This window comes from Brevibacterium samyangense (genome assembly GCF_039529845.1).
GTDB lineage: Bacteria > Actinomycetota > Actinomycetes > Actinomycetales > Brevibacteriaceae > Brevibacterium > Brevibacterium samyangense.
In genome coordinates, this window is record NZ_BAAANO010000017.1 from 70,797 (window position 1) to 95,194 (window position 24,398).

At 69.6% G+C, this 24,398-nt stretch carries 19 protein-coding genes; 3 read left to right on the forward strand and 16 right to left on the reverse strand.

Annotation, left to right across the window (positions count from 1 at the left end; genetic code table 11):
• Positions 1 to 62: 62 nt before the first annotated feature.
• From ABD172_RS09515 to aspS, 11 genes are all read right to left on the reverse strand, one after another.
• Positions 63 to 635 (reverse strand): shikimate kinase, encoded by a 573-nt coding sequence (locus ABD172_RS09515; protein ID WP_344309082.1) that lies wholly within the window; start codon positions 633 to 635, stop codon positions 63 to 65.
• A gap of 80 nt (positions 636 to 715) precedes the next feature.
• Complete coding sequence (gene aroC / locus ABD172_RS09520; RefSeq protein WP_344309083.1) at positions 716 to 1,909, reverse strand: chorismate synthase; 1,194 nt, start codon at positions 1,907 to 1,909, stop codon at positions 716 to 718.
• Positions 1,910 to 2,129: 220 nt separating this feature from the next.
• Positions 2,130 to 2,909, reverse strand: coding sequence for a prepilin peptidase (locus ABD172_RS09525; protein WP_344309085.1), 780 nt, complete (start codon positions 2,907 to 2,909; stop codon positions 2,130 to 2,132).
• Positions 2,910 to 2,922: 13 nt separating this feature from the next.
• On the reverse strand, positions 2,923 to 3,831 hold the full coding sequence (locus tag ABD172_RS09530) for a shikimate dehydrogenase family protein (protein ID WP_344309087.1): 909 nt from the start codon (positions 3,829 to 3,831) through the stop codon (positions 2,923 to 2,925).
• Positions 3,828 to 5,135 carry an endolytic transglycosylase MltG gene (gene mltG / locus ABD172_RS09535; RefSeq protein ID WP_344309089.1) on the reverse strand — a complete coding sequence of 436 codons (1,308 nt, stop codon included), beginning with the start codon at positions 5,133 to 5,135 and terminating at the stop codon, positions 3,828 to 3,830. The genes ABD172_RS09530 and mltG overlap by 4 nt, the downstream gene beginning before the upstream one ends.
• The gene (ruvX, locus tag ABD172_RS09540; RefSeq protein WP_344309090.1) at positions 5,132 to 5,632 is read right to left on the reverse strand and encodes a Holliday junction resolvase RuvX; all 501 of its coding nucleotides are present in this window, start codon (positions 5,630 to 5,632) and stop codon (positions 5,132 to 5,134) included. Before ruvX ends, mltG begins: the two co-directional genes overlap by 4 nt.
• Positions 5,629 to 8,292 (reverse strand): alanine--tRNA ligase, encoded by a 2,664-nt coding sequence (alaS, locus tag ABD172_RS09545; protein ID WP_344309092.1) that lies wholly within the window; start codon positions 8,290 to 8,292, stop codon positions 5,629 to 5,631. The genes ruvX and alaS overlap by 4 nt, the downstream gene beginning before the upstream one ends.
• Positions 8,293 to 8,553: 261 nt before the next feature.
• Positions 8,554 to 8,784, reverse strand: a complete 231-nt coding sequence (locus ABD172_RS09550) for a hypothetical protein (RefSeq protein WP_344309094.1) — start codon at positions 8,782 to 8,784, stop codon at positions 8,554 to 8,556.
• A 952-nt stretch (positions 8,785 to 9,736) separates the two neighbouring features.
• On the reverse strand, positions 9,737 to 10,363 hold the full coding sequence (gene rpsD, locus ABD172_RS09555) for a 30S ribosomal protein S4 (RefSeq protein WP_344309096.1): 627 nt from the start codon (positions 10,361 to 10,363) through the stop codon (positions 9,737 to 9,739).
• Between the two features lie 223 nt (positions 10,364 to 10,586).
• On the reverse strand, positions 10,587 to 12,062 hold the full coding sequence (locus ABD172_RS09560) for a replication-associated recombination protein A (protein ID WP_344309097.1): 1,476 nt from the start codon (positions 12,060 to 12,062) through the stop codon (positions 10,587 to 10,589).
• Positions 12,063 to 12,090: 28 nt separating this feature from the next.
• On the reverse strand, positions 12,091 to 13,890 hold the full coding sequence (gene aspS / locus ABD172_RS09565; RefSeq protein WP_344309098.1) for an aspartate--tRNA ligase: 1,800 nt from the start codon (positions 13,888 to 13,890) through the stop codon (positions 12,091 to 12,093).
• Positions 13,891 to 13,987: 97 nt separating this feature from the next.
• Here aspS and ABD172_RS09570 point away from each other — a divergent pair, with 97 nt between their 5' ends.
• Complete coding sequence (locus tag ABD172_RS09570) at positions 13,988 to 14,353, forward strand: ArsR/SmtB family transcription factor (RefSeq protein WP_344309099.1); 366 nt, start codon at positions 13,988 to 13,990, stop codon at positions 14,351 to 14,353.
• Positions 14,354 to 14,394: 41 nt separating this feature from the next.
• Here ABD172_RS09570 and hisS read toward each other — a convergent pair whose 3' ends face one another.
• The gene (gene hisS / locus ABD172_RS09575) at positions 14,395 to 15,744 is read right to left on the reverse strand and encodes a histidine--tRNA ligase (protein ID WP_344309101.1); all 1,350 of its coding nucleotides are present in this window, start codon (positions 15,742 to 15,744) and stop codon (positions 14,395 to 14,397) included.
• A gap of 169 nt (positions 15,745 to 15,913) precedes the next feature.
• Positions 15,914 to 16,585 (reverse strand): MBL fold metallo-hydrolase, encoded by a 672-nt coding sequence (locus ABD172_RS09580; protein ID WP_344309103.1) that lies wholly within the window; start codon positions 16,583 to 16,585, stop codon positions 15,914 to 15,916.
• Positions 16,586 to 16,749: 164 nt separating this feature from the next.
• Between ABD172_RS09580 and ABD172_RS09585 the strand changes: the two genes are divergently transcribed.
• Positions 16,750 to 18,165: a DUF349 domain-containing protein gene (locus tag ABD172_RS09585; RefSeq protein ID WP_344309105.1), complete on the forward strand. Its 1,416-nt coding sequence runs from the start codon at positions 16,750 to 16,752 to the stop codon at positions 18,163 to 18,165.
• A gap of 117 nt (positions 18,166 to 18,282) precedes the next feature.
• Entirely contained in the window at positions 18,283 to 18,894 is a 612-nt protein-coding gene (locus tag ABD172_RS09590; protein ID WP_344309107.1) for a hypothetical protein, read from the forward strand.
• A gap of 21 nt (positions 18,895 to 18,915) precedes the next feature.
• Here the strand turns inward: ABD172_RS09590 and ABD172_RS09595 are convergent, their stop codons facing one another.
• The 3 genes from ABD172_RS09595 to secD form a co-directional block, all read right to left on the reverse strand.
• Positions 18,916 to 21,231, reverse strand: coding sequence for a RelA/SpoT family protein (locus tag ABD172_RS09595; RefSeq protein ID WP_344309109.1), 2,316 nt, complete (start codon positions 21,229 to 21,231; stop codon positions 18,916 to 18,918).
• A gap of 94 nt (positions 21,232 to 21,325) precedes the next feature.
• Positions 21,326 to 22,348 carry a protein translocase subunit SecF gene (gene secF, locus ABD172_RS09600; RefSeq protein WP_344309111.1) on the reverse strand — a complete coding sequence of 341 codons (1,023 nt, stop codon included), beginning with the start codon at positions 22,346 to 22,348 and terminating at the stop codon, positions 21,326 to 21,328.
• Complete coding sequence (gene secD, locus ABD172_RS09605; protein ID WP_344309113.1) at positions 22,345 to 24,360, reverse strand: protein translocase subunit SecD; 2,016 nt, start codon at positions 24,358 to 24,360, stop codon at positions 22,345 to 22,347. The genes secF and secD overlap by 4 nt, the downstream gene beginning before the upstream one ends.
• Positions 24,361 to 24,398 lie beyond the last annotated feature (38 nt).

The window sequence follows — 24,398 nt, forward strand, 5'->3', positions numbered from 1 at the left end:
ACCGTCCATTCCTCGAAGATCGTGTGTCTGGCGGGATGAGCGCACATCCCTGCCCGCACACCCTATGTGCTCCGGCCGTCCTCCGTGTGCGGCCCGTCCTCCATGAACCGTGCGTAGTCCTCCCGCCGTTGGAGGGCGGTGAGGACGTCGGAGATCCGGTTGACGACCGTCGACGGCGGGCCGTTCGAGGCCGAGACCGTCACGGTGGCGACCGATTCGTAGAGCGGCCGCCGTTCGGCGACGAGTTCGGACCACCGGGTCACCGGATCGGTGTCGCCGGCGAGCAGCGGACGTGAGGAACCTCGCAACCGTGCGGCCGCGGTCTCCTCGTCGATCTCGATGTACACGACCCGCAGGCGCGGGTGCTTCAGCTGCGCCCGGGTCCCCGGGTTCAGGACCGACCCCCCTCCGAGGGAGACGACGCCCGGCCGATCGAGGAGCCGCCGCAGGCACGTCCGGACGACCTCCCGTTCGATCTCCCGGAACCGGGCCTCGCCCTTGAGGGCGAAAATCTCCGGGATGGGCCCGAAGCGCCGCACGATCTCGTGGTCGGTGTCCGTCATCGGGACGCCGAGGCGGTCCGCGAGCAAGCGGCCGATCGTCGACTTCCCCGCGGCCGGGGGGCCGATGAGCACGATGCGGGACTCGGGGGGGGGGCANNGCAGGGGCGGTACCGGCCGCGGCAGGGGCGCCTCGGACTCCGGTACGTCCGCGGTCACGGCGTACTGCGCAACGCCGCCGGGATCGCGTCGAGGTAGGACTCCAGGTTGCGCTTCACCTCTGCGACGGAGTCCCCGCCGAACTTCTCGAGCACGGCCTCCGCGACGACGAGCGTCACCATCGCCTCGGCGACGACGCCCGCCGCGGGCACCGCGCACACGTCCGAACGCTGGTGGTGGGCCTTCGCCGCCTCTCCCGTCGCGACGTCGATCGTCGCGAGGGCACGCGGGACGGTGGCGATGGGCTTCATCGCCGCCCGGACCCGCAGGGGCGCGCCGGTCGACATGCCGCCCTCGGTGCCGCCGGCCCGGTTCGTGCTGCGCCGGACCCCGTCGGGGCCGACGACGATCTCGTCGTGGGCCTGCGAACCGCGGCGTGCGGCGGTCCGGAAACCGTCACCGACCTCGACGCCCTTGATCGCCTGGATCCCCATGAGGGCACCGGCGAGTCGGGCGTCGAGCCGACGGTCCCAGTGCACGTGCGAGCCGAGTCCGGGCGGGACCCCGTCGACGAGGACCTCGACGACACCGCCGAGCGTGTCCCCCGCCCTCCGGGCGTCGTCGACCTCGGCGACCATGCGCGCGGACAGCTCCGGGTCGAAGCACCGCATGGGATCCGCGTCGAGCGTCTCGACGTCGGCGGCGGTCGGGAGGGCCTCCTCCCCCGTGCCGATGACAGGACCGATCGCAACGGTGTGGGAGACGACGGTGACCCCGAGTTCACCGAGGAACTTCGCGGCCACCGCACCGAGGGCGACGCGCATCGCGGTCTCCCGGGCCGAGGCGCGTTCGAGGATCGGCCGGGCCTCCGCCCAGTCGTACTTCTGCATCCCGACGAAGTCCGCGTGACCGGGCCGCGGCCGGGTGAGGGGCGCGTTGCGGGCGATGCCCTCGAGTTCGGCCGGATCGACCGGGTCCGCGCTCATCACGCGTTCCCACTTGGGCCATTCGGAGTTCGCGACCTCGATCGCCACGGGCGAACCGAAGGTCTCACCGTGCCGGACGCCGCCGAGCAGCCGCACGACGTCCTCCTCGAACTTCATGCGGGCGCCGCGTCCGTAGCCGAGCCGACGGCGGGCGAGAGCGGCGGAGATCTCCTCCCGGGTGACGGGGATGTGGGAGGGGAGCCCTTCGATGATTCCGACGAGCGCCTCACCGTGCGACTCGCCTGCGGTCAACCATTTCAACATTGGTCCAGCTTATCGAAGGCGGCGGCGCCCACCGACCGCGTGTCCACGGTCCGCGCCGTGCTGCAGGGAGGCCCCGGGCGAGTTCCGGACGCTCTGGTGATTTCCCCTCACTGAGCGCGCTCCACGAACGGAACTCGCCATTGTGTCTGGAACTCGCCGCCATCCGTGCGCCCCTCTCAGCCGCCCCTCGCCTCACCCGCCGAGGTGCCCGGGTGATGAATCAGAGTTCCGGCAGGACCGGCACGAGCAGGATCGTGGCCCACAGACCGACGAGCATGTGCGGCCCGAAGGCGATCCGGGTACCGCGGTGCGCACGTCGCCGCACGAGGGCGGACACGACGACGAGGACGGCGCTCACGTGCATGAGGACGACCGCGAGGAACACGTGCGCCGGGGAGATCCATGCGGCGACGAGGCCGAGGGGGAAGCCGAGTTTCACATCTCCGAGGCCCATCCCCCCGCCGCGCAGGAAGAGCCCGAGGAGCGCGAGGAGGAAGAGGGCGAGAAGGAGCACGAGACCACCGAGGAGAGCGGTCCGGGCACCGGGGACGCCGGCGGCCCAGTCCCGCGCGGTGAGGACCGCGCACGCGCCGGCGAGCGGCAGCACGATGCGGTCGGGCAGGCGGTGGATGCGCACGTCGATCCAGAACAACCACCCCGAGGCGCCCGCGACGAGACCGAGGACGCCCGCCAGTCCGAACGCGCCCGGGTCCGCGTGCGCCGCGGCCCCCGTCACCGTGTCCCGGTCCGGGAGCAGACACGCACTCGCGAGGTACCCGAGGGCGAGTCCGATCGGCAGCATGACCCGCAGAAGCCGCCTGCCGGGCACCCGTCCGTGGGGCCGACCGTGGAGGCGCAGCAGCCGCATGCCCGCCTCGTCGTTCACGCACCACGGGAGGGCGAGCCCGATGAGGAGCGCCGTGAGCGCGCTCGTGAGGAGCACGGTGCCGATGAGTTCGATCGGGGCGTCGACGACGAGGAACGGCCGGAGCGGATGCACGACGGACCGCCTCTCAGATTCCCTCGAGCGCGGCGGACATCGCGTTCGCGATCCGGCCGCGCTCGTCCGGACCGACGCCGGTCTTCCCCGGGACGGTACGGGTGAAGGCGAGGAACTGGGCGACGGCCTGGTGGACGAGCATCCGCGTCCCGTCGATCCCGATCCCGCCACGGGCCCGGTAGCCACCCACGAGATCGGTCCGGGACTGCGCGTACGCGACGTCGAGGACGGTCGGCGGGTTCCCGATCGGCGGGTGCCCGTGCGCGGGCACGTCGAGGCGGCCGGGCCATGTGAGGTCCCGTGCGTCGAGCGCGCCGGCGGGCAGGGTCGAGACGGTGAGGACCGACTCACCGGGCTCCCACGTGTCGAGGTGACGCACCCGGGCGTCGACGCCGAGCCTCCGCGCGAGGGCGACCACGGGCGCGGCCCGGTCCGGGTTCCGCACGACGAGGTCGACGAGGGTCGCGCCGAGCTGCGAGGCGGCGACGAGAGCGGACGCCGCGGTGGCGCCGTTCCCGAGGATCACCGCATGCGGATGGACCCGGTCGCCGCAGGCCTCGCGCACGGCCTCGACGATCCCGGTGACGTCGGTGTTGAGCACCCGCACTGCGTCATCGCCGCCGCGTACGAGGGTGTTGGCGGCCCCGGTGAGCGCGGCGGTGTCGTCGATCCCCCATCCGCGTTCCTGCGCGAGGCGCACGAGGGCGTGTTTGAGCGGCATCGTGAGGGAGAACCCCCGGTACTGCGGGAGGTGCGTGTCGAGGAACCCCGGGAGGTCCGCCTCGGCGACCTCGTACCGGCCGTACTCACCGGCCACCCGGCAGGCGGCGAATGCCGCGGTGTGCAGGCGCGGGGACAGCGAGTGCGCGATCGGGGACCCGAGTACGGCGGCACGTACCGGCTCGGCGGCCGGGCCCGTCACTCGCCGTCCTCGGCGGACTCCCCGTGCTCCCGGAGCCATTCGCGGTAGATCTCGACGTTCTCCAGGTGGTCGTCGTAGGTCTCGGCGAACGCGGTCTCCCCGGTGTCGGGATCGATGGCCACGAAGTACAACCACGGGCCGTCCGCGGGGTTCTCCGCCGCATCGACGGACTCGCGGCCCGGGGAGTTCACCGGTCCCGGCGGCAGCCCCTCGTGCTTGTACGTGTTGTACGGGTTGTCGGAGTCCCGCTCCTCGGCGGTCGTCGTGAGATCGTCGCGGGCACCGGCGTAGTAGGCGACGGTCGCATCGGACTGCAGGCGCATGCCCTCGTCGACGCGGTTGAGGAAGACCCGGGCGACCTTCGCCCGGACCTCGTTGTCGCCCGGCGACTCGACCTGGACGAGGCTCGCGAGGGTGAACACCTCGTTGACCCGCTCGTGCGGGATCCCGAGGTCGTCGATCTCCTCGCCGGTGCGGTCCACCATCGCCTGGACCATCTGCTGGGCGTCCATGCCGGGGCGGATCGTGTAGGTCGCGGGATACAGGTACCCCTCGAGGCTCGGGGCGTCGACCTCGAGCCCGTAGTCGGAGGGCACGTGGTCGTCGAGCGCATCGGCGACCTCGTCCTCCGGGAAACCCTGTTCGATCATGCGCGCGCGGATCTGCTCGACGCGGAATCCCTCGGGCACCGCGAGCTTCGCGGCGCCGATCGGGGTGATGAATGCCTCGACCGCGGCCTCCGAGCTCATGCCCGTGCGCAGCGTGTAGTCGGTCGCCTGGATGACGAGTTCGCGGCGTTCGGCCTCCTTGATGAAGGGGCGCGAGGACTTGATGACACCGGCGTCGACGAGCTGATTGGCGATCTCCGTGAGCGAGGTGCCCTCGTGGACCGTGACGACGACCTCGCCGCTGCCCTCGCCCTCGAAGTCACCGCTCCCGGTGAGCTGCTCGACCATGTCCCTGCCGGTCGTGAGGGCGAACGCTCCCGCTCCTCCGACGAGGAGGACGACGATGAGGACGAGGATCGTCGTCCGTCGTCTGCGCAGCATCCGCCTGCGCCGCTGGGCCCGCTGCTCGCTCCGCGAGAGGACGGGCGGGAAGGGTTCGTCCCCGCCGTCCGTGTCTCCGGCCGGGATCTCCTCCCCCTGCGGGGTCTCCCCCACCTGCGGGACCTCGGCCGTCACCGGGGTCTCGGGGGAATCCGGTGCGCCCCCGCCCCCGAGGATCTCCGACACATCGAGTCGGGCAGTCGCGTTCGGGTCGTGTTCCGGCTGCGGCTCGTCGGCCTGGCGGTCGCGTGTCACTCGGGAACTCCTCCGGTGGTCGGGGTCGTGGGCACGTCGTCGAGCATCCGGCCGCCGGGCACTCCGGTCTGCTTCTCCTGGTCGATCGCCGCCTGGAGGATGACGACCGCGGCGACGGAATCGACGATCTCCCGGCGTTTGCGCGCGTTCTTCCCGACCGACTGGAGTACCCGGTGGGCCTGGGTCGTCGTGAAGCGTTCGTCGTGGAGACGGACGGGCACGCCGGTCACCTCGGCGATCCGTCGGGTGAAGTCGAGCGCCACCTGTGCGGAGGCACGTTCGGTGCCGTCGAGCGAGGCGGGCAGCCCCCCGATGATCTCGAGGGGCTCGTACTCCTCGGCGATCGCGCGGATCCGCCGGAGGGCCGTCTCGTCGCCGTCACGGCGGTACACGGTGTCGAGCGGGGTCGCGAGGATCCCGTCGGGATCGCACTGGGCGATCCCGACGCGGACGGAGCCCACATCGATCCCGAGGCGCCGCCCCCGCCGGAAGGTCACGCGCGGTTCTCCAGCTCCCGGGCGAGGGCCGCGAGTGCGGCCGGTGCCTGCGTGGGGTCCTGGCCGCCGCCCTGCGCGAGGTCGGGCTTGCCGCCGCCCTTGCCACCGAGGACCCCGGCGCCGAGGCGCACGAGGTCGCCGGCCCGCAGGCCCGCGTCCTGGGCGGCCTGGTTCGTCGCGACGACGATGCTGGGGCGCCCGGAGGAGGACCCGACCGCGGCGACGACCGCGGGAGCGGCGTTGCCGAGGCGGCCGCGGACGTCGAGCACGAAGGCACGGACGTCGTTCGCACCGGACACCTCACCGAGGTCGGTCGTGCTCAGCGTGATCCCGCCGACCTGCGTCGCGGCCGCGGCGGCGTCACCGGCGGCGGCGAGGACCTTCTCCTGGTTGAGGCGGGCGATCGTGCGCTCGGCCTCCTTGATCCGGTCGAGGAGACCGGACACCCGCTCGGGCACGTCGAGGCCCGGCACCTTGAGCATGTCGGAGAGGGACTGCACGATGGTGCGTTCCTTCGCGAGTTCGCGGAACGCCGAGAGACCGACCGAGGCCTCGATACGGCGCGTACCGGAACCGACGGAGGCCTCGGAGAGGACGGAGATCGGACCGATCTCCGTGGTGCGCTGCACGTGGGTGCCGCCACAGAGCTCGCGAGACCACACACCGTTGATGTCGACGACACGCACGACCGAGGGGTACTTCTCGCCGAACAGTGCCATCGCCCCGGACTTCTTCGCGTCCTCGAAGGGCAGGTACTCGTAGGAGACGTCGAAGTTGTCGCGGACCGCGACGTTCGCCGCGTCCTCGATCTCCGCGCGCATCTGTGCCGAGACCGCCTCCGGGAAGGAGAAGTCGAAGCGCAGGTACCCGGGCTGGTTGAGCGAACCCGCCTGTACCGCGTTCGGTCCGAGGATCTCGCGGAGCGCGGCATGCACGAGGTGGGTCGCGGAGTGCGCCTGCGCGGACTGGAACCGGTGCCCCGGATCGACCTCGGCGAGGACATCGGCGCCCTCGGAGATCTCACCCTCGAGGATCTCGACCCGGTGTGCGGGCAGGCCCTTGAGCGGATTCTGGACGTCGAGGACCTTCGCGAGGAACCCGTCGCCGCGGATGAGGCCGACATCGGCACGCTGACCGCCCGCCTCGGCGTAGAACGGGGTCACGTCGAGGACGAGGTCGAGGGTGTCCCCGGCGGTCGCGGTCTCCACCGCGGTGCCCTCGGCGACGAGTCCCCGGATCCGCGAGTCCGCGGAGAGGTTGTCGTATCCGACGAACTCGGAGGCACCCGATTCGAGGAGTGCGCTGAAGGCCGAGAGGTCCTTCGCGAGACCGCCCTTCTTCGCCTTCGCGTCCTCCTTCGCCCGGCGCCGCTGCTCGCTCATGAGCTCGGTGAAGCCCGACTCGTCGACGGCGACGCCGTGTTCAGCGGCCATCTCGAGGGTGAGGTCGATGGGGAAACCGTGGGTGTCGTGGAGCGTGAACGCGATGTCGCCACCGATCGTGCCGCCCCGGCCGACCTTCTCGACCGCGTGCCCGAGGAGCGCGGTGCCGGACTCGAGGGTCCGGAGGAACGCCTTCTCCTCCGCATAGGCGACGCGGGAGATGCGGTCGAAGTCCGCCTCGAGTTCCGGGTAGCTCGCCCTCATCGCCTCCATGGAGGTCGGGAAGAGCGTCGGCAGGACGGGATCCGTGACGCCGAGGAGTCGCATCGCGCGGACGGCACGGCGCAGCAGGCGGCGGAGGATGTACCCGCGGCCCTCGTTCCCGGGGCGCACTCCGTCACCGATGATGATGAGTGCGGAACGGATGTGGTCGGCGACGACGCGCATGCGGACGTCGTCCTCGGCGTGTGCGCCGTAGGACTTGCCCGAGAGGGTGCAGGCGGCCTCGATGACGGGGTAGACCTCGTCGATCTCGTACATGTTCTCGACGCCCTGCTTGAGGAACGCGACGCGTTCGAGCCCCATGCCGGTGTCGATGTTCTTCGCGGGGAGTTCGCCCTTGATGTCGAAGTCGGTCTTCGACCGCACCGCGCCGAGCTCGAACTCCATGAAGACGAGGTTCCAGATCTCGATGTAGCGGTCCTCGTCCGCCTCCGGGCCGCCCTCGACCCCGTAGTCGGGGCCGCGGTCGTAGTAGATCTCGGAGCAGTACCCGCCGGGACCGGGCTGGCCGGTGTGCCAGAAGTTGTCGGCATTGCCGCGCATCTGGATGCGCTCGCGGGGCACCCCGGTGCGGGCGAGCCACAGGTCGATCGTCGCGGCATCGTCGTGGTGGACGGTGACCCACAGGCGTTCGGGATCGAATCCGAGACCGCCGTCCGCCTCCGGCGTCGTGAGGAGGGCCCACGCGAAGGTGATCGCGTCCTCCTTGAAGTAGTCACCGAAGGAGAAGTTGCCGTTCATCTGGAAGAACGTGCCGTGGCGGGTGGTCTTGCCGACCTCCTCGATGTCCTGCGTGCGCACGCACTTCTGAACGCTCGTGGCGCGGGAGTACGGGGCGGGTTCTCGGCCGGTGAAGTAGGGAATGAACTGCACCATTCCCGCGATGTTGAAGAGGATCGAGGGGTCCGAGCTGATCACGGACGCCGAGGGGACCACGGTGTGACCGTTCTTCTCGAAGAACTCGAGCCAACGCCGTTTGATCTCTGCCGTCTTCATTCCGACCTTTCCATTGCCCGTCGCCGGAGGTTGAGTCCGGGAAACGGGCCGTCGACGCCCACGAGGGGGCCTGGGGTTGTGGGGTGCGCGCGTGCGACACGCGTGCGGAGCTTCCGGGCAATCATACAAACCGCCGGCGGCCGTTTCCGAACCGAACCGTCACCGCGCGGGGCGCCCCTGCGGGAGGTACCACCGGCCGGGGACACCACCGGCCGGGAAGCCACGGACGGGAGACGCCGTCGACGGGCCGCTGCGTTCGCATCACAAAGCGCATTCGCCGGTGGTGTCGAGAACGCGTTGGCCTACTCCGCCGTCGTCGAGGTAGCGCTTGCTGTCTTCGCCGCGTCGAGATCGCGATGGCGTGCGCTCGTCGGCGGGGTGTTGAGAACGCGATTGCGTGCGCTCGTCGCCGTCGTCGAGATCGCGTTTGTCCGCTCCCCCGGCGTCGAGATCGCGATGGCGTGTGCGTTCCCGCCCGAACTCAGCATTCAAGTGCGATATGGGCGAGGCGAATCACGCAGATTCGCGATGTCGAATCCCGTACGTTGGTGCACTGCCGAAAAGCACCGGCACCCCAAGACGTTTGCGTCCACGGGGTACGAGACTGATGTTCCCGCCGGCCGGCACCCGCGCCATGCCAGAAAGTACCGGCACCCACACAACGTCCGAGGCCACGGAGTACAGAACCGATGTCTCCGCCGGGCTTCACACCGCCAGTGCCGAAGAGCACCCCCGCCCCCAAGACGTTCGCGGCCACCCCGAGGATTTCTGGGGCCGAGGGGTCGGCGGCCGCGACGCTGGTAAACCCAGGGCGGGTCTCCTCCTCCGGCCAGGCCGTCGGGGTGGGTCCCGTTGTCGCCCTCCCCGGTGAACCCGAAGTTCCCGGGCGGAGAGCAAACCGGAGGGAATCAGCTGCGCAGTTTCGCACGATCTCGGAATCAGCTGCGCACTCTCGCACGAGAACCGGGCACTGGATCGTGCAGGATCGCACAGGTGATTGCGGGTTGCCGGGCGGCACGACCCGAAACGTATTCGGCGGCGTCGTCCCCGTGCGAGCCGTGCCGTGCATCGAGATCGCGATCGACTGCGGATACGGGATTCGGATCGCGATCAACCGCGTGATCTCGCCGAGATCACACCGTCGATCGCGACCTGAACAGTGGCAACCTCACATGATTGCCACATGCAGGTGAGTGGTCGTCGCCGCTCGCACAGGCGACACAGCCGCCCCGTCCCGGGCCGACCTCGAGTCCGCGCACCCACCCGGATCGTGGGGTTCCACCGGATTCGACGAGGGCAAGCGAATCCGTTTGCATCTCGCGAGAGGGAAATAGATGCGTTTGCCCTCGGCAGATCCGTTTCCTCCGGCCGAAAGCCCCACGCCGCTGAATGCACACTGCCCGGTGCCGGAGGGACTCCGGAACCGGGCAGTGGGCGCAGGCGATCAGCGCGAGTAGTGCTCGACGACCAGCTGGACGTCACAGGTCACCGGGACCTCGGCGCGCTTCGGGCGACGCAGGAGCGTGGCCTGGAGGGCTTCGAGGTCGACCTTGAGGTAACCGGGGACGGCCGGGAGGACGTCGCGGTGCGCGCCGGCGGCGGCGACCTGGAACGGGTCCATGGCGGCCGACTTGGTGTGCACGTGGATCATCTGGCCTTCCTTCACGCGGAAGGAGGGGCGGTCGACGCGCTGTCCGTCCACCATGATGTGGCGGTGGACGACGAACTGACGGGCCTGTGCGATCGTGCGGGCGAAGCCGGCACGGAGCACGAGGGCGTCCAGGCGCATCTCGAGGAGCTCGACGAGGTTCTCACCGGTCAGACCGGACTCGCGACGGGCTTCCTTGTAGACCTTGAGGAGCTGGGCCTCGCGGATGCCGTACTGGGCGCGGAGACGCTGCTTCTCCTTGAGGCGGACCGAGTAGTCCGAGTCGTTGCGACGACGTGCGCGGCCGTGCTCACCCGGCGGGTACGGACGACGCTCGAAGTACTTCTCCGCCTTGGGAGTGAGGGCGATACCGAGTGCGCGCGACAGGCGGACCTGACGACGATTGCGCGAAGGTGCAGACATGCGTGCCTTTCGTGTTCTTCTTCGAGTCCCGTCGCAGGTGCGGACCACATTCCGTGAGGTCGACCTCCGGAACGCCGCCGGCGCGTGCTCGCCGCAGCGGGACCGTTGTTTCCCCGGATGGGAAAGAGGGAGATCGGTGCGAGTCCACCGAGGTCCGACCGCCTCGGAGTTCCGAGGCACAACGACACACCAGCTTAGCAGACGGCGATCCTCCGAGGCGAACTCATTCCTCGGAGGCGAGGATCCGCCGGATCACCTCGAGTCGGGAGGCCACGGCTTTCTCCGTCCCGTTCGTCCCGGGCGTGTAGTACTGCGTTCCGCGCAGGGACTCGGGCATGTACTGCTGGGGTGCGACCCCGTGCGGCCAGTCGTGGGCATAGCGGTAACCGACCCCGTGCCCGAGGGCGGACGCCCCGGGATAGTGCGCGTCCCGCAGGTGCAACGGGACCTCGCCGGACTTCCCCGCGCGTACGTCCGCGAGAGCGCTGTCGATCGCCGTGATGATCGCATTCGACTTCGGTGCCGTCGCGAGGTAGACGGTCGCCTCGGCCATCGGGATCCGCCCCTCGGGCATCCCGATCCTCTCGACGGCGGTCTGCGCGGCGACGGCGATTTGGAGCGCCTGCGGATCGGCCATCCCGATGTCCTCCGCGGCATGGACGACGAGCCGACGGGTGATGAACCGGGGATCCTCCCCCGCCGCGATCATCCGGGCGAGGTAGTGGAGGGCGGCGTCCGGGTCCGAGCCGCGGATGGACTTGATGAACGCGGACACGACGTCGTAGTGCTGATCGCCGTTCCGGTCGTAGCGGAGCATCGCCTGGTTCGCCGCGTCGGCGACGTGGTCGGGGGTGATGAGCGGAGTGTCCGGGGCGTCCGACTCCCCCGGTCCCTCCTCCGACTCCCCCGGTCCCTCCTCCGGACCCTCCCCGGGATCGTCCTCCGAGGCCTGCTGTGCGGCCTGATCGAGGGCCGTCCGTGCCTTCGCGATCGCGGCCGCGGCCTCGAGGATGGTGAGCGACCGACGGCCGTCCCCGGCGGCGACCTGCACGATGTGGGCGCGCGCCTCGGGGTCGAGGCGGAACTGCCCGGCGAGCCCGCGGTCGGCCTCGAGGGCGCGATCGACGAGGGTGCCCACCCCCTCGTCCGTGAGCGGCCGGAGGGTAAGGACGAGCGACCGGGAGACGAGGGGCGCGACGACCGAGAACGAGGGATTCTCCGTCGTCGCCGCAATGAGGACGACGAGGCGGTTCTCGACGGCGGGCAGGAGCGCATCCTGCTGGGCCTTCGAGAACCGGTGGATCTCGTCGAGGAAGAGAACGGTGGTGCGCCCGTAGAGCTCGCGGTCGGTCCGGGCCTGTTCGACGACCTGACGCACGTCCTTGACGCCCGCGGTGATCGCCGAGAGCTCGACGAACCGACGCCCCTGCGCGTACGAGATCACGTGCGCGATCGTCGTCTTCCCGACCCCGGGCGGGCCCCACAGGATGACGGAAGAGGCACCGGCCTTGTCCCCCGCCTGCGCATGGACGAGTTGGTGGAGCGGCGACCCGGGGAACGTGAGGTGTTCCTGCCCGACGATCTCCTCGATCGAACGCGGACGCATCCGTACCGCGAGCGGATCGAGTGAGGACGTGCGCGCGGCGGGGGCGTCGGACGTGTCGTCCGTCGCCCCCGCCGCGCCGAAGAGATCAGTCATGCGTACAGGTGACCATCGGGCCCGACGGTCAGGCCCCTGCGACCGCGGACTCGGCGTCCTCGTCCTCGGGCACGAAGTCGACGCCCGCCTCGGCACGCTGCTGTGCGGTGATCTGCGAGGGCGCGTCCGTGAGCGGATCGTACCCGCCACCGGACTTCGGGAACGCGATGACCTCGCGGATCGACTCCGCACCGGCGAGGAGGGACACGACACGGTCCCAACCGAACGCGATACCGCCGTGCGGAGGTGCACCGAACTTGAAGGCCTCGAGGAGGAAGCCGAACTTCTCCTGCGCCTCCTCCTGGCTGATGCCCATGACACGGAACACGCGCTCCTGCACGTCACGGCGGTGGATACGGATCGATCCACCACCGATCTCGTTGCCGTTGCACACGATGTCGTAGGCATAGGCGAGTGCCTCGCCCGGATCCGTGTCGAAGGTGTCGAGGAACTCGGGCTTCGGGGAGGTGAAGGCGTGGTGGACCGCGGTCCACGCACCCTCACCGACCGCGACGTCACCGGAGGCCACGGCGTCGGCGGCGGGCTCGAACATCGGGGCGTCGACGATCCACACGAAGGACCACGAGTTCTCGTCGATGAGCCCCTCACGGGCGGCGATCTCGTTCCGTGCGGCACCGAGGAGCGCACGTGCGGCCTTCGGCTTGTCGGCGGCGAAGAACACCGCGTCGCCCGGCTGCGCACCCACGGCGGCGGCGAGGCCCTCGCGTTCGGCCTCGGAGATGTTCTTCGCGACCGGACCGGTGAGCGTGCCGTCCTCCTGGATGAGCACGTACGCGAGGCCCTTGGCGCCGCGCTGCTTGGCCCACTCCTGCCACCCGTCGAGCGTGCGACGGGCGAGCTTCGCCCCGCCCGGGTACACCACGGCGCCCACGTACGGGGCCGTGAAGACGCGGAACGGCGTGTCCGCGAAGTACGCGGTGAGGTCGGTGAGCTCGATGTCGAAACGGAGGTCCGGCTTGTCCGAGCCGTAACGCTCCATCGCCTCGCGGTAGGTCATCCGGCGGATGGGGCGCGGGATCTCGACGTCGATGAGGGACCAGATCGCCTGGAGGATGTCCTCACCGAGGGCGATGATGTCGTCCTGCTCGACGAACGAGGCCTCGATGTCGAGCTGCGTGAACTCCGGCTGCCGGTCGGCGCGGAAGTCCTCGTCGCGGTAGCAGCGTGCGATCTGGTAGTAGCGCTCCATGCCTGCGACCTGCAACAGCTGCTTGAACAGCTGCGGCGACTGCGGGAGGGCGTACCAGTTGCCCGGACGCAGACGCGCCGGCACGAGGAAGTCACGTGCACCCTCGGGGGTCGAACGCGTCATCGTCGGGGTCTCGATCTCGACGAAGCGGTGGTCCTCGAGGACCTTCCGGGCCGCGCGGTTGGCCTCGGACCTTAGGCGGATCGCCTTCTGCGGCCCGGACCGACGCAGGTCGAGGTACCGGTACTTGAGGCGGGTCTCCTCACCCACCTGTCCGGCGTCCTCCGCGTGGTCGGAGACCTGGAACGGCAGCGGTGCGGCCTCGGAGAGCACCTCGACCGTGGTGTCCACGATCTCGATCTCACCGGTCGGCAGCGCCGGGTTCGCATTGCCCTCGGGGCGGGCGGAGACAGTGCCCGTGACCTTCACGACCGTTTCGTTCTTCAGGAGGTCCGCGTCCTGTTCGCGGACGACGACCTGAACGATGCCGGACGCGTCACGGAGGTCGATGAACGCGACGCCACCGTGATCGCGGCGGCGGTCCACCCACCCGGCGAGGGTGACGGTGGAATCTACGTCCGTGAGCCGGAGGGAGCCCGCCTCGTGGGTTCGTAACACTGAGTTGTCTCCTTAGGATGAATGGTGTGATGCGCTCGCCCCATGATAGTGCCCCGCTCGGGGCATCCGGGGACGGGTGGGGACAGGAGCGAACCGGGTGGAACCGCAGCAGACACCGGAGGTGCCGACATCGGCCCAGATCGACGTGGCCGCGGAGACCTTCCGCATGCTCTCCTCGTCGACCCGGCTTCTCATCGTGTGGTTGTTGGCCCACGAGGAGCTCGATGTGAGCGGTCTCGCGGAGGCGTCGGGGACGAGCGTGCAGACGGTGTCGCAGCACCTCGCGAAGATGCGCCTCGCGGGACTCGTGTCGAGCCGCCGCGAGGGCCGCCGTATCTTCTACGTCGTCGACGACCCCCACGTCGTCACGATGGTGGGCGAGATCTTCGCCCACATCGCTCCCGACGGATCCCTCGCCCCGGACCCGGAGCCGAGGCGCCTGCCGGGTTCCCGACTGCCCTGAACTCGCCCCCGGGCACCGGGCGCCGGGCCCCGGCCGGTCGCTCAGGCGTCCTGCGTGACCCGACGGATGGACGGCCACAGGTCGTCCTCGGCCGGCGCCCAGATCTCCGGGTCGGCCGTCACCTGTTCGCCCGAGCGGATGTCCTTGACCTCGTGGCCGGTCTCCCCGTCCACGAACCACACGAAGGGGATGCCACGACGGTCGGCGAACCGGATCTGCTTGCCGAACTTCGCGGCAGCCGGTGCCACATCGGTGGGGATGCCACGGGCCCGCAGACGCCGGGCGAGTTCGACGGACTCCTCGCGCCGCGCCTCGTCGGTGACGGCGACGAGGACCGCGGTCGGAACGGATCGCGACGCCTCGACGACGCGGTTCTTCCCGACGAGGCGGGACATGAGCCGCGAGACCCCGAGGGACATGCCGACACCCGGGTACGTCTTCTTCCCGTTGGTCGCGAGCGAGTCGTAGCGGCCGCCGGAGGCCACCGAGCCGAGGGACTCGTGGCCGAGGAGCTGCGTCTCGTACACCGAACCGGTGTAATAGTCGAGACCGCGGGCGATCTTGAGCTGGGCGACGACGACGCCGGGCTGCTGCCGGTTCGCCGCGTCGAGGAGGCGGGTGAGTGACTCGAGACCCTCGGACAGGAGGGGGTGCTCGACGCCGAGCGCGGTGACCTCGTCCGCAAACGCCCCCGAGGAGCTCTCGATCGCGGCGAGGGCGAGGAGCTGCTGCTGCTGCGCCGCGTCCGCACCGGCCTGCTGTGCGAGCAGCTCGGCGACCTTCTCCGGGCCGATCTTGTCGTACTTGTCGATGCAGCGCAGGACCGCCGTGACGTCCTCGAGCCCGAGGCCGCGCGAGAAGCCCTCGAGGAGCTTGCGGTTGTTCGCGAGGATCCGCACGCCGGGCACCCCGAGTTCCGAGAGCGCGTCGAAGGCCTGGGCCATGACGAGCGGGATCTCGACCTCGAAGTGATCGGCGAGAGTGTCCTCCGCGACGATGTCGATGTCCGCCTGGACGAACTCGCGGTACCGGCCGTCCTGCGGGCGCTCTCCGCGCCACACCGGCTGGATCTGGTAGCGCTTGAACGGGAACGCGAGGTGACCGGCGTTCTCGACGACGTACCGGGCGAAGGGCACCGTGAGGTCGAAGTGGAGCCCCAGCGGGTTCTTCACGCTCTCCCCCTCCTCCGCATGGAGTCGGGACACCGCGAAGACCTCCTTGTCGATCTCGCCGTCCTTGGCGAGAGCCGAGAGGGGTTCGACCGCCCGGGTGTGGAGCGCCGCGAAACCGTTCATCTCGAAGGTGTACTTGAGACGGTCGAGGACGCGTTCCTCGACGATGCGGTCGGCCGGCAACCACTCGGGGAATCCCGACAGGCGTGCGGTGCTCATGGATCAGCTCCTTGGGAGGGACGGGCGTGACACCTCATTCTAGGAGACGGGTCTCCCCCGACCGCACCGGCCCGGGTGGCACGGACCCCGCAGTCGGGAACCGGTGACGCCGCGGATCGGACGCTCACCCCGGTGACGTCCGACCGGCCCTCGGGAGCGGACGTTCGCCTCAGAAGAACGGATTCGTCTCGATCTCCCGCGACAGCTGGGTGAGCGGTCCGTGGCCGGGCAGGACGGGGGTGTCCGGCAGGGTACGGAGCATCCCGATCGTCCGCTGCATCGCCTCCGGATCACCACCGGGCAGGTCGGTCCGCCCGACGGAACCGGCGAAGAGGACGTCACCGGTGAAGAGGACCTCGTCGACCGTGCCGGCGGCCTGCGGATCCGTCACCCGCCAGAGGGTCGAGCCCTCGGTGTGGCCCGGTGCCTCGGTCGCGGAGATCCGCAGGCCCGCGAACTCGAGGTCCGTGCCCGAGGCGACGGGGACGTGCGCAGGGGTCGTCCACCCGGCCGTCCGGTCGGCGACGTGGGCGGCGAGTTCCGCCGAGGTGTGGGCCGCCGGGTCCGTGAGCCGGTAGGCGTCCGCGGCCCCGATGTGGACCGGCACGTCCCATGTCGACCGTACCGCCGGCAGCCCGAGCACGTGGTCGAGGTGCCCGTGTGTGAGAAGGATCGCGACGGGTTCCCATCGCAGGTCGGCGAGAACGCGGGCGAGGTCGGGGGCGCACTCGGAACCGGCGTCGACGAGGACGCACTCACGCGGACTTGGGCCGGTCGACTCGGCGGCGACGGCGTAACAGTTGACGTCGAGGAAGGCGGCACGGACCGCGGTGATCTCCATGTCCGTCATCCTAGAGGCCGGTGACGAGGCGAAATCTCGATATGCTGGTCGGGTTCTGACCACAGTCGAGTGATCGGACCGCAGACCCCGCGCCGGCCGCAGCACCTGCCGGACCGCGGGTCGCTGCCGGACCGGTTCGACCGACGCAATGACAAGGTGCTCCCATGACCGACGACGCCACCCGGAAGACCGACGCACCGAAGCCGGCACCCGTGCCGAAGCCGAGCGCGCTCGCGCCGAAACCCGGTGCGCCCTCCCCCAGTGCCGTGAAGCCCACGGTCGCCGCGGCCCGCCCGGCCGCCGTGACCGAACGCGACCGGTCCGCGGAGCTCGCGGCCGCCGCCGCATTCGGACGCGTCGCGGAGGACACGACGGTGTTCGTCCGGACCGGCGACACCGAGCGCGCGGTCGGCCAGTACCCCGATGCCACCGCGGAGGCGGCACTCGAGTACTTCGCCCGCAAGTACCTCGACCTCGTCGACGCCGCCGCGCTCCTCGAGGAACGCCTGAGCGCCGGGGCCTCGGGCGATTCGATCCGGCAGTCCGCGCAGAAGCAGACGGAAGCCCTCGCCGAGGCGCACGTGGTCGGTGATCTCGAGGCCCTCCGAACCCGCCTCACCGAGATCGAAGCGAAGGCGAAGGAGGTCTCGATCGCCCAGCAGAAGGCCCACCTCGAAGCACGGGACGAGGGCCTGCGTGCCCGCACCGCGATCGTCGAGGAGGCCGAGGCGATCGCCGGCACGGACCCTGCCCGCATCCAGTGGAAGAACTCCGGTGCCCGGATGATCGAGCTGTTCGAGAACTGGAAGCACCTGCAGGCGACGACGCCGCGCCTGCCGCGCGCGACCGACCAGGAACTCTGGGGCCGGTTCTCGAAGGCCCGCAACACCTTCGACCGGCACCGCCGCGAGTACTTCGCGAACCTCGACAAGCGCAACGCCGAGGGCAAGCGCATCAAGGAGAAGCTCGTCGCGGAGGCCGAGGCGCTCTCCACGTCCACCGATTGGCGGGAGACCGGCGCGAAGTACCGCGCTCTCATGGATCGCTGGAAGGCCGCCCCGCGCGCCGGTCGCAAGGACGACGACGCCCTGTGGGCCCGTTTCCGTGCCGCCCAGGACGTCTTCTACGCCGCGCGCCAGAAGGAGAACGAGGCGCTCGACGCCGAGTTCGCCGAGAACCTCGTCGTCAAGGAGGCTCTCCTCGCCGAGGCCCAGGCGCTCCTCCCGGTGACGGACCTCGCCCGCGACAAGGAGAAGCTCCGGGCGATCCAGGAGAAGTGGGAGGACGCCGGGCGCGTCCCGCGCGCGGACGTCTCCCGGATGGAGAACGGCCTGCGCGCGGTCGAACAGGCGTTCGCGGATGCCGAGGACGCCCGCTGGAAGGCGACGGATCCGGAGAAGCAGGCCCGCACCTCGGGCGCCCTCGCCCAGCTCGAGGAAGCCATCGCAGATCTCGAGGCGGACCTCGCGAAGGCCCAGGCGAGCGGCGACGCGAAGCGGATCGCGAAGGCCCAGGAGGCCCTCGATGCCCGCCGTGCGTGGTTCGAGACGCTCTCCCGGACCGCCGAGGAACTCGGCTGATCCGGGGCTTCGGGCCCCACACTCCGCACGGACGGGAACTGTGACCCGAGGACGCGTCCGTCCACAGATCGCCGGTTCCCCCTGGTCCGCCGTGGATCCCTCCCGCAGGATGGGTCCATGGCGGACCTTCTTCGTACCGGAGCACCCCTCGACTACCACGAGCTCGTCGATCTCGCCCTCGACGGTCTGCTCCACCGGATCGCCCCGGACTGCTGGGTCGCCGTCGGCACGCGGGTCGATGCCCACGTGCGCGCGCAGGCACTCGGACCGGCTCCCGTGAACCGGCTCGTGCTCTCCCACCGCTCGGCGTACTGGGTGTGGTGGGGGCAGGGGCTCGGCCCGGTGACGCCGGAGTACACGACGGCGCGGCGCAGGCGGTTGCGGGGAGCACAGCTCGCGTGCACGGTCCACGAGAAGAACCTCGATCCGTCGGAGATCGCCCTGCTCTCGGGGATCGCGGTGACGACCCGCGAACGGACTCTCCGTGACGTCCTCATGACGACGGTCGACCGGGTGCTCGCGGATCTGCGGGCGGAGACCGGGGCCCCGGTGGCCCGGGTCGCTCCGGAGGACCTCCCCGAGGCGGCGCTCACCGAGGCGCGCGCGGTCCTCCTCACCCTTCCGGAGGAACATCGGCAGGACTTCGGGGAGTACATCGCCGGAGCGTACCGCCTGCCGGGACTCATGACCCTCCGGGCGCTCGTCGACCGCGCCCTCCGCGGGCTGTGAGACACCGGCGGGCCGGAATCCTCAGCTGCCGGTGATGCGGTAGACGTCGAACACGCCGTCGACCTTCCGCACGGCGCCGATGACGGTGCCGAGCTGTTTCGCGTCGGACATCTCGAAAACGAACCGCGACTGTGCGACCCGGGCCTTCGACGTGGCGACGGACGCCGAGAGGATATTCACGTGGTTCTCGGACAGCACCTTCGTGATGTCCGAGAGCAGACCCGGGCGATCGAGGGCCTCGACCTGGATCTGGACGAGGTACACACCGATCGCGTTGTCCGCCCAGCTCACCTCGACGATGCGCTCGGGCTCGCGCTTGAGGTTCTCGACGTTCTTGCAGTCGTCGCGGTGGACGGAGACCCCCGTACCGCGGGTGACGAATCCGACGATCCGGTCCCCCGGCACCGGGGTGCAGCACCGGGCGAGTTTCACGAGGATGTCGTCCGCGCCGCGGACCCGGATCCCGTTCGACGACGAGTGGTGTCCCCGGGACTTGCCGGTCGGGTTCGTCGGCGGTGCCGGTGCGACCTCGTCCTCGTCGTCCCCCTGGACCTCCTTCGCGAGGAGATCGACGACGTGGGCCGCGGACATCGTGCCGTTGCCGATCGCCGCGTACAGTGCCGAGACGTCCGCGAGGCGCTGCTCGTTCGCGACGACGAGGAGTGCTTCCTGGCTCATGAGCCTGTCCGCCGAGAGGTGATGACGGCGCATCGCGCGGGCGAGCTGTTCGCGCCCGGTCTCGATCGCCTCCTCACGCCGTTCCTTCGAGAACCACTGCCGGATCTTGTTGCGGGCACGCGGACTCTTGACGAAGGCGAGCCAGTCGCGGCTGGGGCCGGCGTGCTCGTCCTTCGAGGTGAAGATCTCGACGACGTCGCCGTTGCCGAGAGGGGTGTCGAGAGACACGAGACGCCCGTTGACGCGTGCCCCCATGGTCTTGTGCCCGACCTCGGTGTGGACGGCGTACGCGAAGTCGACGGGTGTCGACTCCGCCGGCAGCGGGATGATGTCGCCCTTCGGGGTGAAGGCGTAGACCTCCTTCGAGTTCACCTCGAAGCGGAGGTTGTCGAGGAACTCGTCCGGGTCCTCGGTCTCCCGCTGCCAGTCGAGCAGTTGCCGCAACCACGCGACCTGATCGACCTCTCCGGAGTCCTGGACCTTCGCCATCCGCCCGCCGGCGGCGTTGATCGATGCGGGGTCGACCCGCCCCCGGTCCTTGTACTTCCAGTGCGCGGCGACACCGAACTCGGCGCGGCGGTGCATCTCGTTCGTCCGGATCTGGATCTCCACCGGTTTGCCGTAGGGACCGATCACGGTCGTGTGGAGGCTCTGGTACATGTTGTACTTCGGCATCGCGATGTAGTCCTTGAAGCGGCCCGCGACCGGCGACCACCGGGCGTGGACGAGACCGAGGACCGCATAGCACTCACGCACCGTCTCCACGAGGATCCGGGCCCCGACGAGATCGTAGATGTCCGCGAAGTCGTGACCGCGCACGATCATCTTCTGGTAGATCGAGTAGTAGTGCTTGGGCCGTCCGGTGATGGTGCCCTGGATCGAGGAGGCGGCGAGCTCGTCCCCGAGCTCCTTCGAGATGATCGCGAGGTACTTCTCGCGTTCGGGCGTGCGCTCGGCGACGAGGCGGACGATCTCCTCGTAGACCTTCGGATGGAGCACCTGGAACGAGAGGTCCTCGAGTTCCCACTTGATGGTGTTCATGCCGAGGCGGTGGGCCAGCGGCGCGAAGATCTCGAGCGTCTCCTTCGCCTTGCGTTCGCTCGAGGTCGCCGGCACGTACTTCCACGTGCGGGCGTTGTGCAGACGGTCGGCGAGCTTGATGACGAGCACGCGGATGTCCCGGGACATCGCGACGATCATCTTGCGGACGGTCTCCGACTTCGCCGCCTCGCCGTAGTGGATCTTGTCGAGCTTCGTCACCCCGTCGACCATGAGGGCGATCTCGTCGCCGAAGTCGGCCCGGAGGTCGTCGAGGGAGTACTCGGTGTCCTCGACGGTGTCGTGGAGGAGGGCCGCGGCGAGGGTCGTCGTCGTCATGCCGATCTCGGCGAGGATCGTCGCGACGGCCACCGGATGCGTGATGTACGGATCGCCGCTCTTGCGCATCTGCCCGCGGTGGGCCTTCTCCGCGACCCGGTACGCACGGACGATGAGATCGACGTCGGACTTCGGGTGGTAGTGCTCGACGGACTGCAGGAGCGGGCCGAGCGCCTTCGGGTACTGCGGCGTCTGCTGGGACCGGGAGGTCCACCACGCGAGCCGGGAGAAGCCGCGCGGCCGGCGTGCGACGTCGGAGGTGCCGTCGACCGGATTCGCCATGATGTTCTCCCTACGTGGATGAGCGTGTACCCCGGTCAGGACACCGAGCGGGTGTCCTCACCGGGGTACTGGGTGTGGTGCTTCATGGTACCGCTCAGGCGGGCGAACCCTCGAACAGGACGGGGGCGCGATCGGGCAGTCCGTGTTCGGTGCGGTGGTCCGCGACGGCCTTCTCCTGGTGGACGACGTCCTCCTCCCGGCTGCGCAGGAGCGCATACAGCGGGCTCGCGACGAACAGCGTCGAAGCGGCGGCGACGATCGTGCCGATGAAGAGCGACAGGGAAATGTCGGTGAGCGTACCGGCACCGAGGACGACGACACCGATGACGAGGATCGCAGCGATCGGCAGGACCGAGATCACCGAGGTGTTGATCGACCGCACGGTCGTCTGGTTCACACCGAGGTTGACGAGCTCGGAGAACTTCATCCGGTGGTTGTCCCGGAACCCGCTCGTCGTCTCGCGGATCTTGTCGAACACGACGACCGTGTCGTACAGCGCGAAGCTGAGGACCGTGAGGAAGCCGATCATTGCCTCGGGCGTGATCTCGAATCCGAAGGTCGAGTACAGCCCGATGGTGACGACGAGGACGAAGAAGAGGCCGACGATCGCGGCGAGGGACATCTTCCACGTCCGGAAGTACAGCGCCATGATGATCATCGCGAGGCCGACGAAGATCACGAGGGCGCGGAGCATCTTCTCGGTGACGTCCTGACCCCAGGTGGGGCCGATGAACGTCGAGGTGACATCCGCGTCCGCGACCGCGTAGGTCTCGACGAGGGCGGTACGCACCTGCTGCATCTGGTCGTCGGTGAGCTGCTCGGTCTCGATCTTCACCGCGGTGCTCGAGGTCGGGACGACCTCGGGAGCGGCCCCCGGCACGACCGAGGTGACCGCCTCGGTCCCGGGGCCGGCGGCGGTGTCCGTGACGTTGGTGACCTGGAACTCAGAACCCCCGGTGAAGGCGATACCGAAGTTGAATCCGCGGACGAGCGGCACGAGCGCCGAGAGGACGACGAGCACCGCGGCGATCGTGAGCCACAGTTTCGCCTTCGGGACGAAGGGAATGGAGGTCTCACCGCTGTGGAGGGCATTGCCCCATGCGAAGAAGCGTTTCATCGGTCTTCGCCTCCCTTCGGTTCGGTGGTGGATTCGGCCTCGCGCAGGGCTTTGCGTTCGGCGAGGGACAGCCCCTCGTGCCCGGCCCGGCCGGCACGACCGGAGGCCGCCTCCGCCTGCTTGCGCTCGGTGGCCTTCTGGCGTTTGAGCGCCTCCCGGTACGAGGACCGTTTCTCCTTCTTGGAGAGCTCCTGCGCCTTCTCGAGGTCGAGGTTCATCGCACCGCGGTACGCCGCCTGCTTCACCCCGAGCTGGCGCGGATCCATCCCGGACATCGGGTGCCCCTCACCGAAGAACCGGGTCCGCGCGAGGACCTGCAGCATCGGGTGGGTGAAGAGCACGACGAGGACGATGTCGACGATCACCGTGAGACCCAGGGTGAACGCGAACCCGCGGACGCTCCCGACGGCGAGGATGTAGAGGATGACCGCCGCGAGCATGTTGACGGCCTTCGAGGCGTAGATGGTGCGTTTCGCGCGGTCCCATCCGATCTCCACCGCGGAGGTGAGACGACGGCCCGATCGGAGTTCGTCACGGACACGTTCGAAGTACACGATGAAGGAGTCCGCTGTCATACCGATACCGACGATGATGCCGGCGACGCCCGCGAGGGACAGTCGATAGCCGTACCGCCAGGACACGAACAGCAGGAGCAGATACGTGAGCACCCCGGCGACGGCGAGGCTGGAGATCGTGACGAACGCGAGTGCCCGGTACTGGAAGACCGAGTAGACGACGACGAGCAGCAGACCGATGCCTCCGGCGATGAGGCCGTACGCGAGGTACTCGGCTCCGAGGGTCGGGGAGATCTGCTCCTCGCTCTGGACCTGGAAGCTGATCGGCAGTGCGCCGTTCTTCAGCTGGTTGGCGAGGGTCTCCGCCTCCTGCTGCGTGAACGAACCGGTGATCTGTGCGCGACCGTCGAGCACCGCGGTCTGCGAGGCCGGCGCGGAGAGCACGAGACCGTCGAGGACGATCGCGAACTGGTTGAAGGGCGCCTGCTGACCGGTGATCGCCGAGGTGATCTGACCGAAGACGGTCTTGCCCTCGTCGTCGAACTCGATGGTGACGGCGAGGTTCTGCGTCTGGGCACCGGTCGACGTGGACTCGAATCCCCATTCGGCGTTCGTCACATGGGAGCCGGCGAGTTCGACGGGCCCGAGGATGAGCTTGGCCGAACCGTCCTGCGAGCAGGACACCACCGGTGCGTCGGCCGCCTTCGCGGTGCCACCGGTGCGGTTCGCCGGGTCCGTGCAGTCGAGGGCCTGGAACTCGGCGAGGAGGTCCGGGTCCTGCATCCACGTGGTGTCCGTCATCGGGTCGAAGACCGGGTGCTGTGTCGGGGCCTCCGCAGACTCCTCGGGTGCGGCGGTCTCCGTCGCCGCCGGTGCGGGTGCACCGTCGGTCGAGCCGGCCGGGCCCGGGACCGGCGCGGCGGTGGAAGCGGCCTCGACGGCGCCACCGGCGTTCGCGTCCTCCGCGGGAGCGTCCTCCGCGGGAGCGGTCCCGTTGCCGCCGAGCAGTTCGTCGAGGCGGGCCTGGTCCTCCTCGGAGAGCTCGGGTGCGGATTCGGATCCGGTCGCGGACGCCTCGGCGTCGATCTTCTCCTGCGACCGCGGATCACCGATGTAGGCGACGCGACGGAACTCGAGCTGGGCGGACGAACGCACGAGATTGCGAGTCTCCTCGTCCGGGTTGCCCGGCAGATTCACGACGATGTTGCGGTCGCCCTGGGTGGTGATCTCCGCCTCGGAGACACCGGTGGAGTCGACGCGCTGTCGGATGATCGACACCGCCTGGGTGAGCTGTTCCTGGGTGATCTGCACGTCCTCGCCGACCTGCGGTTCGAGGATGATCGAGGTACCGCCCTCGAGGTCGAGCGCGAGGTCGGGAGTCGGTTTCGCATCCGACCAGATCATGCCGCCGCCGACGAGCATCGCGATGACGGCGGTGACGATGCCCAACCAGATGAACCGCAGACCCGGCCGCGGTTTGTTCACGGGTGCTGACACGTACGCACTTCTTTCGGGTGGAGGGCCGACCGGCTCGA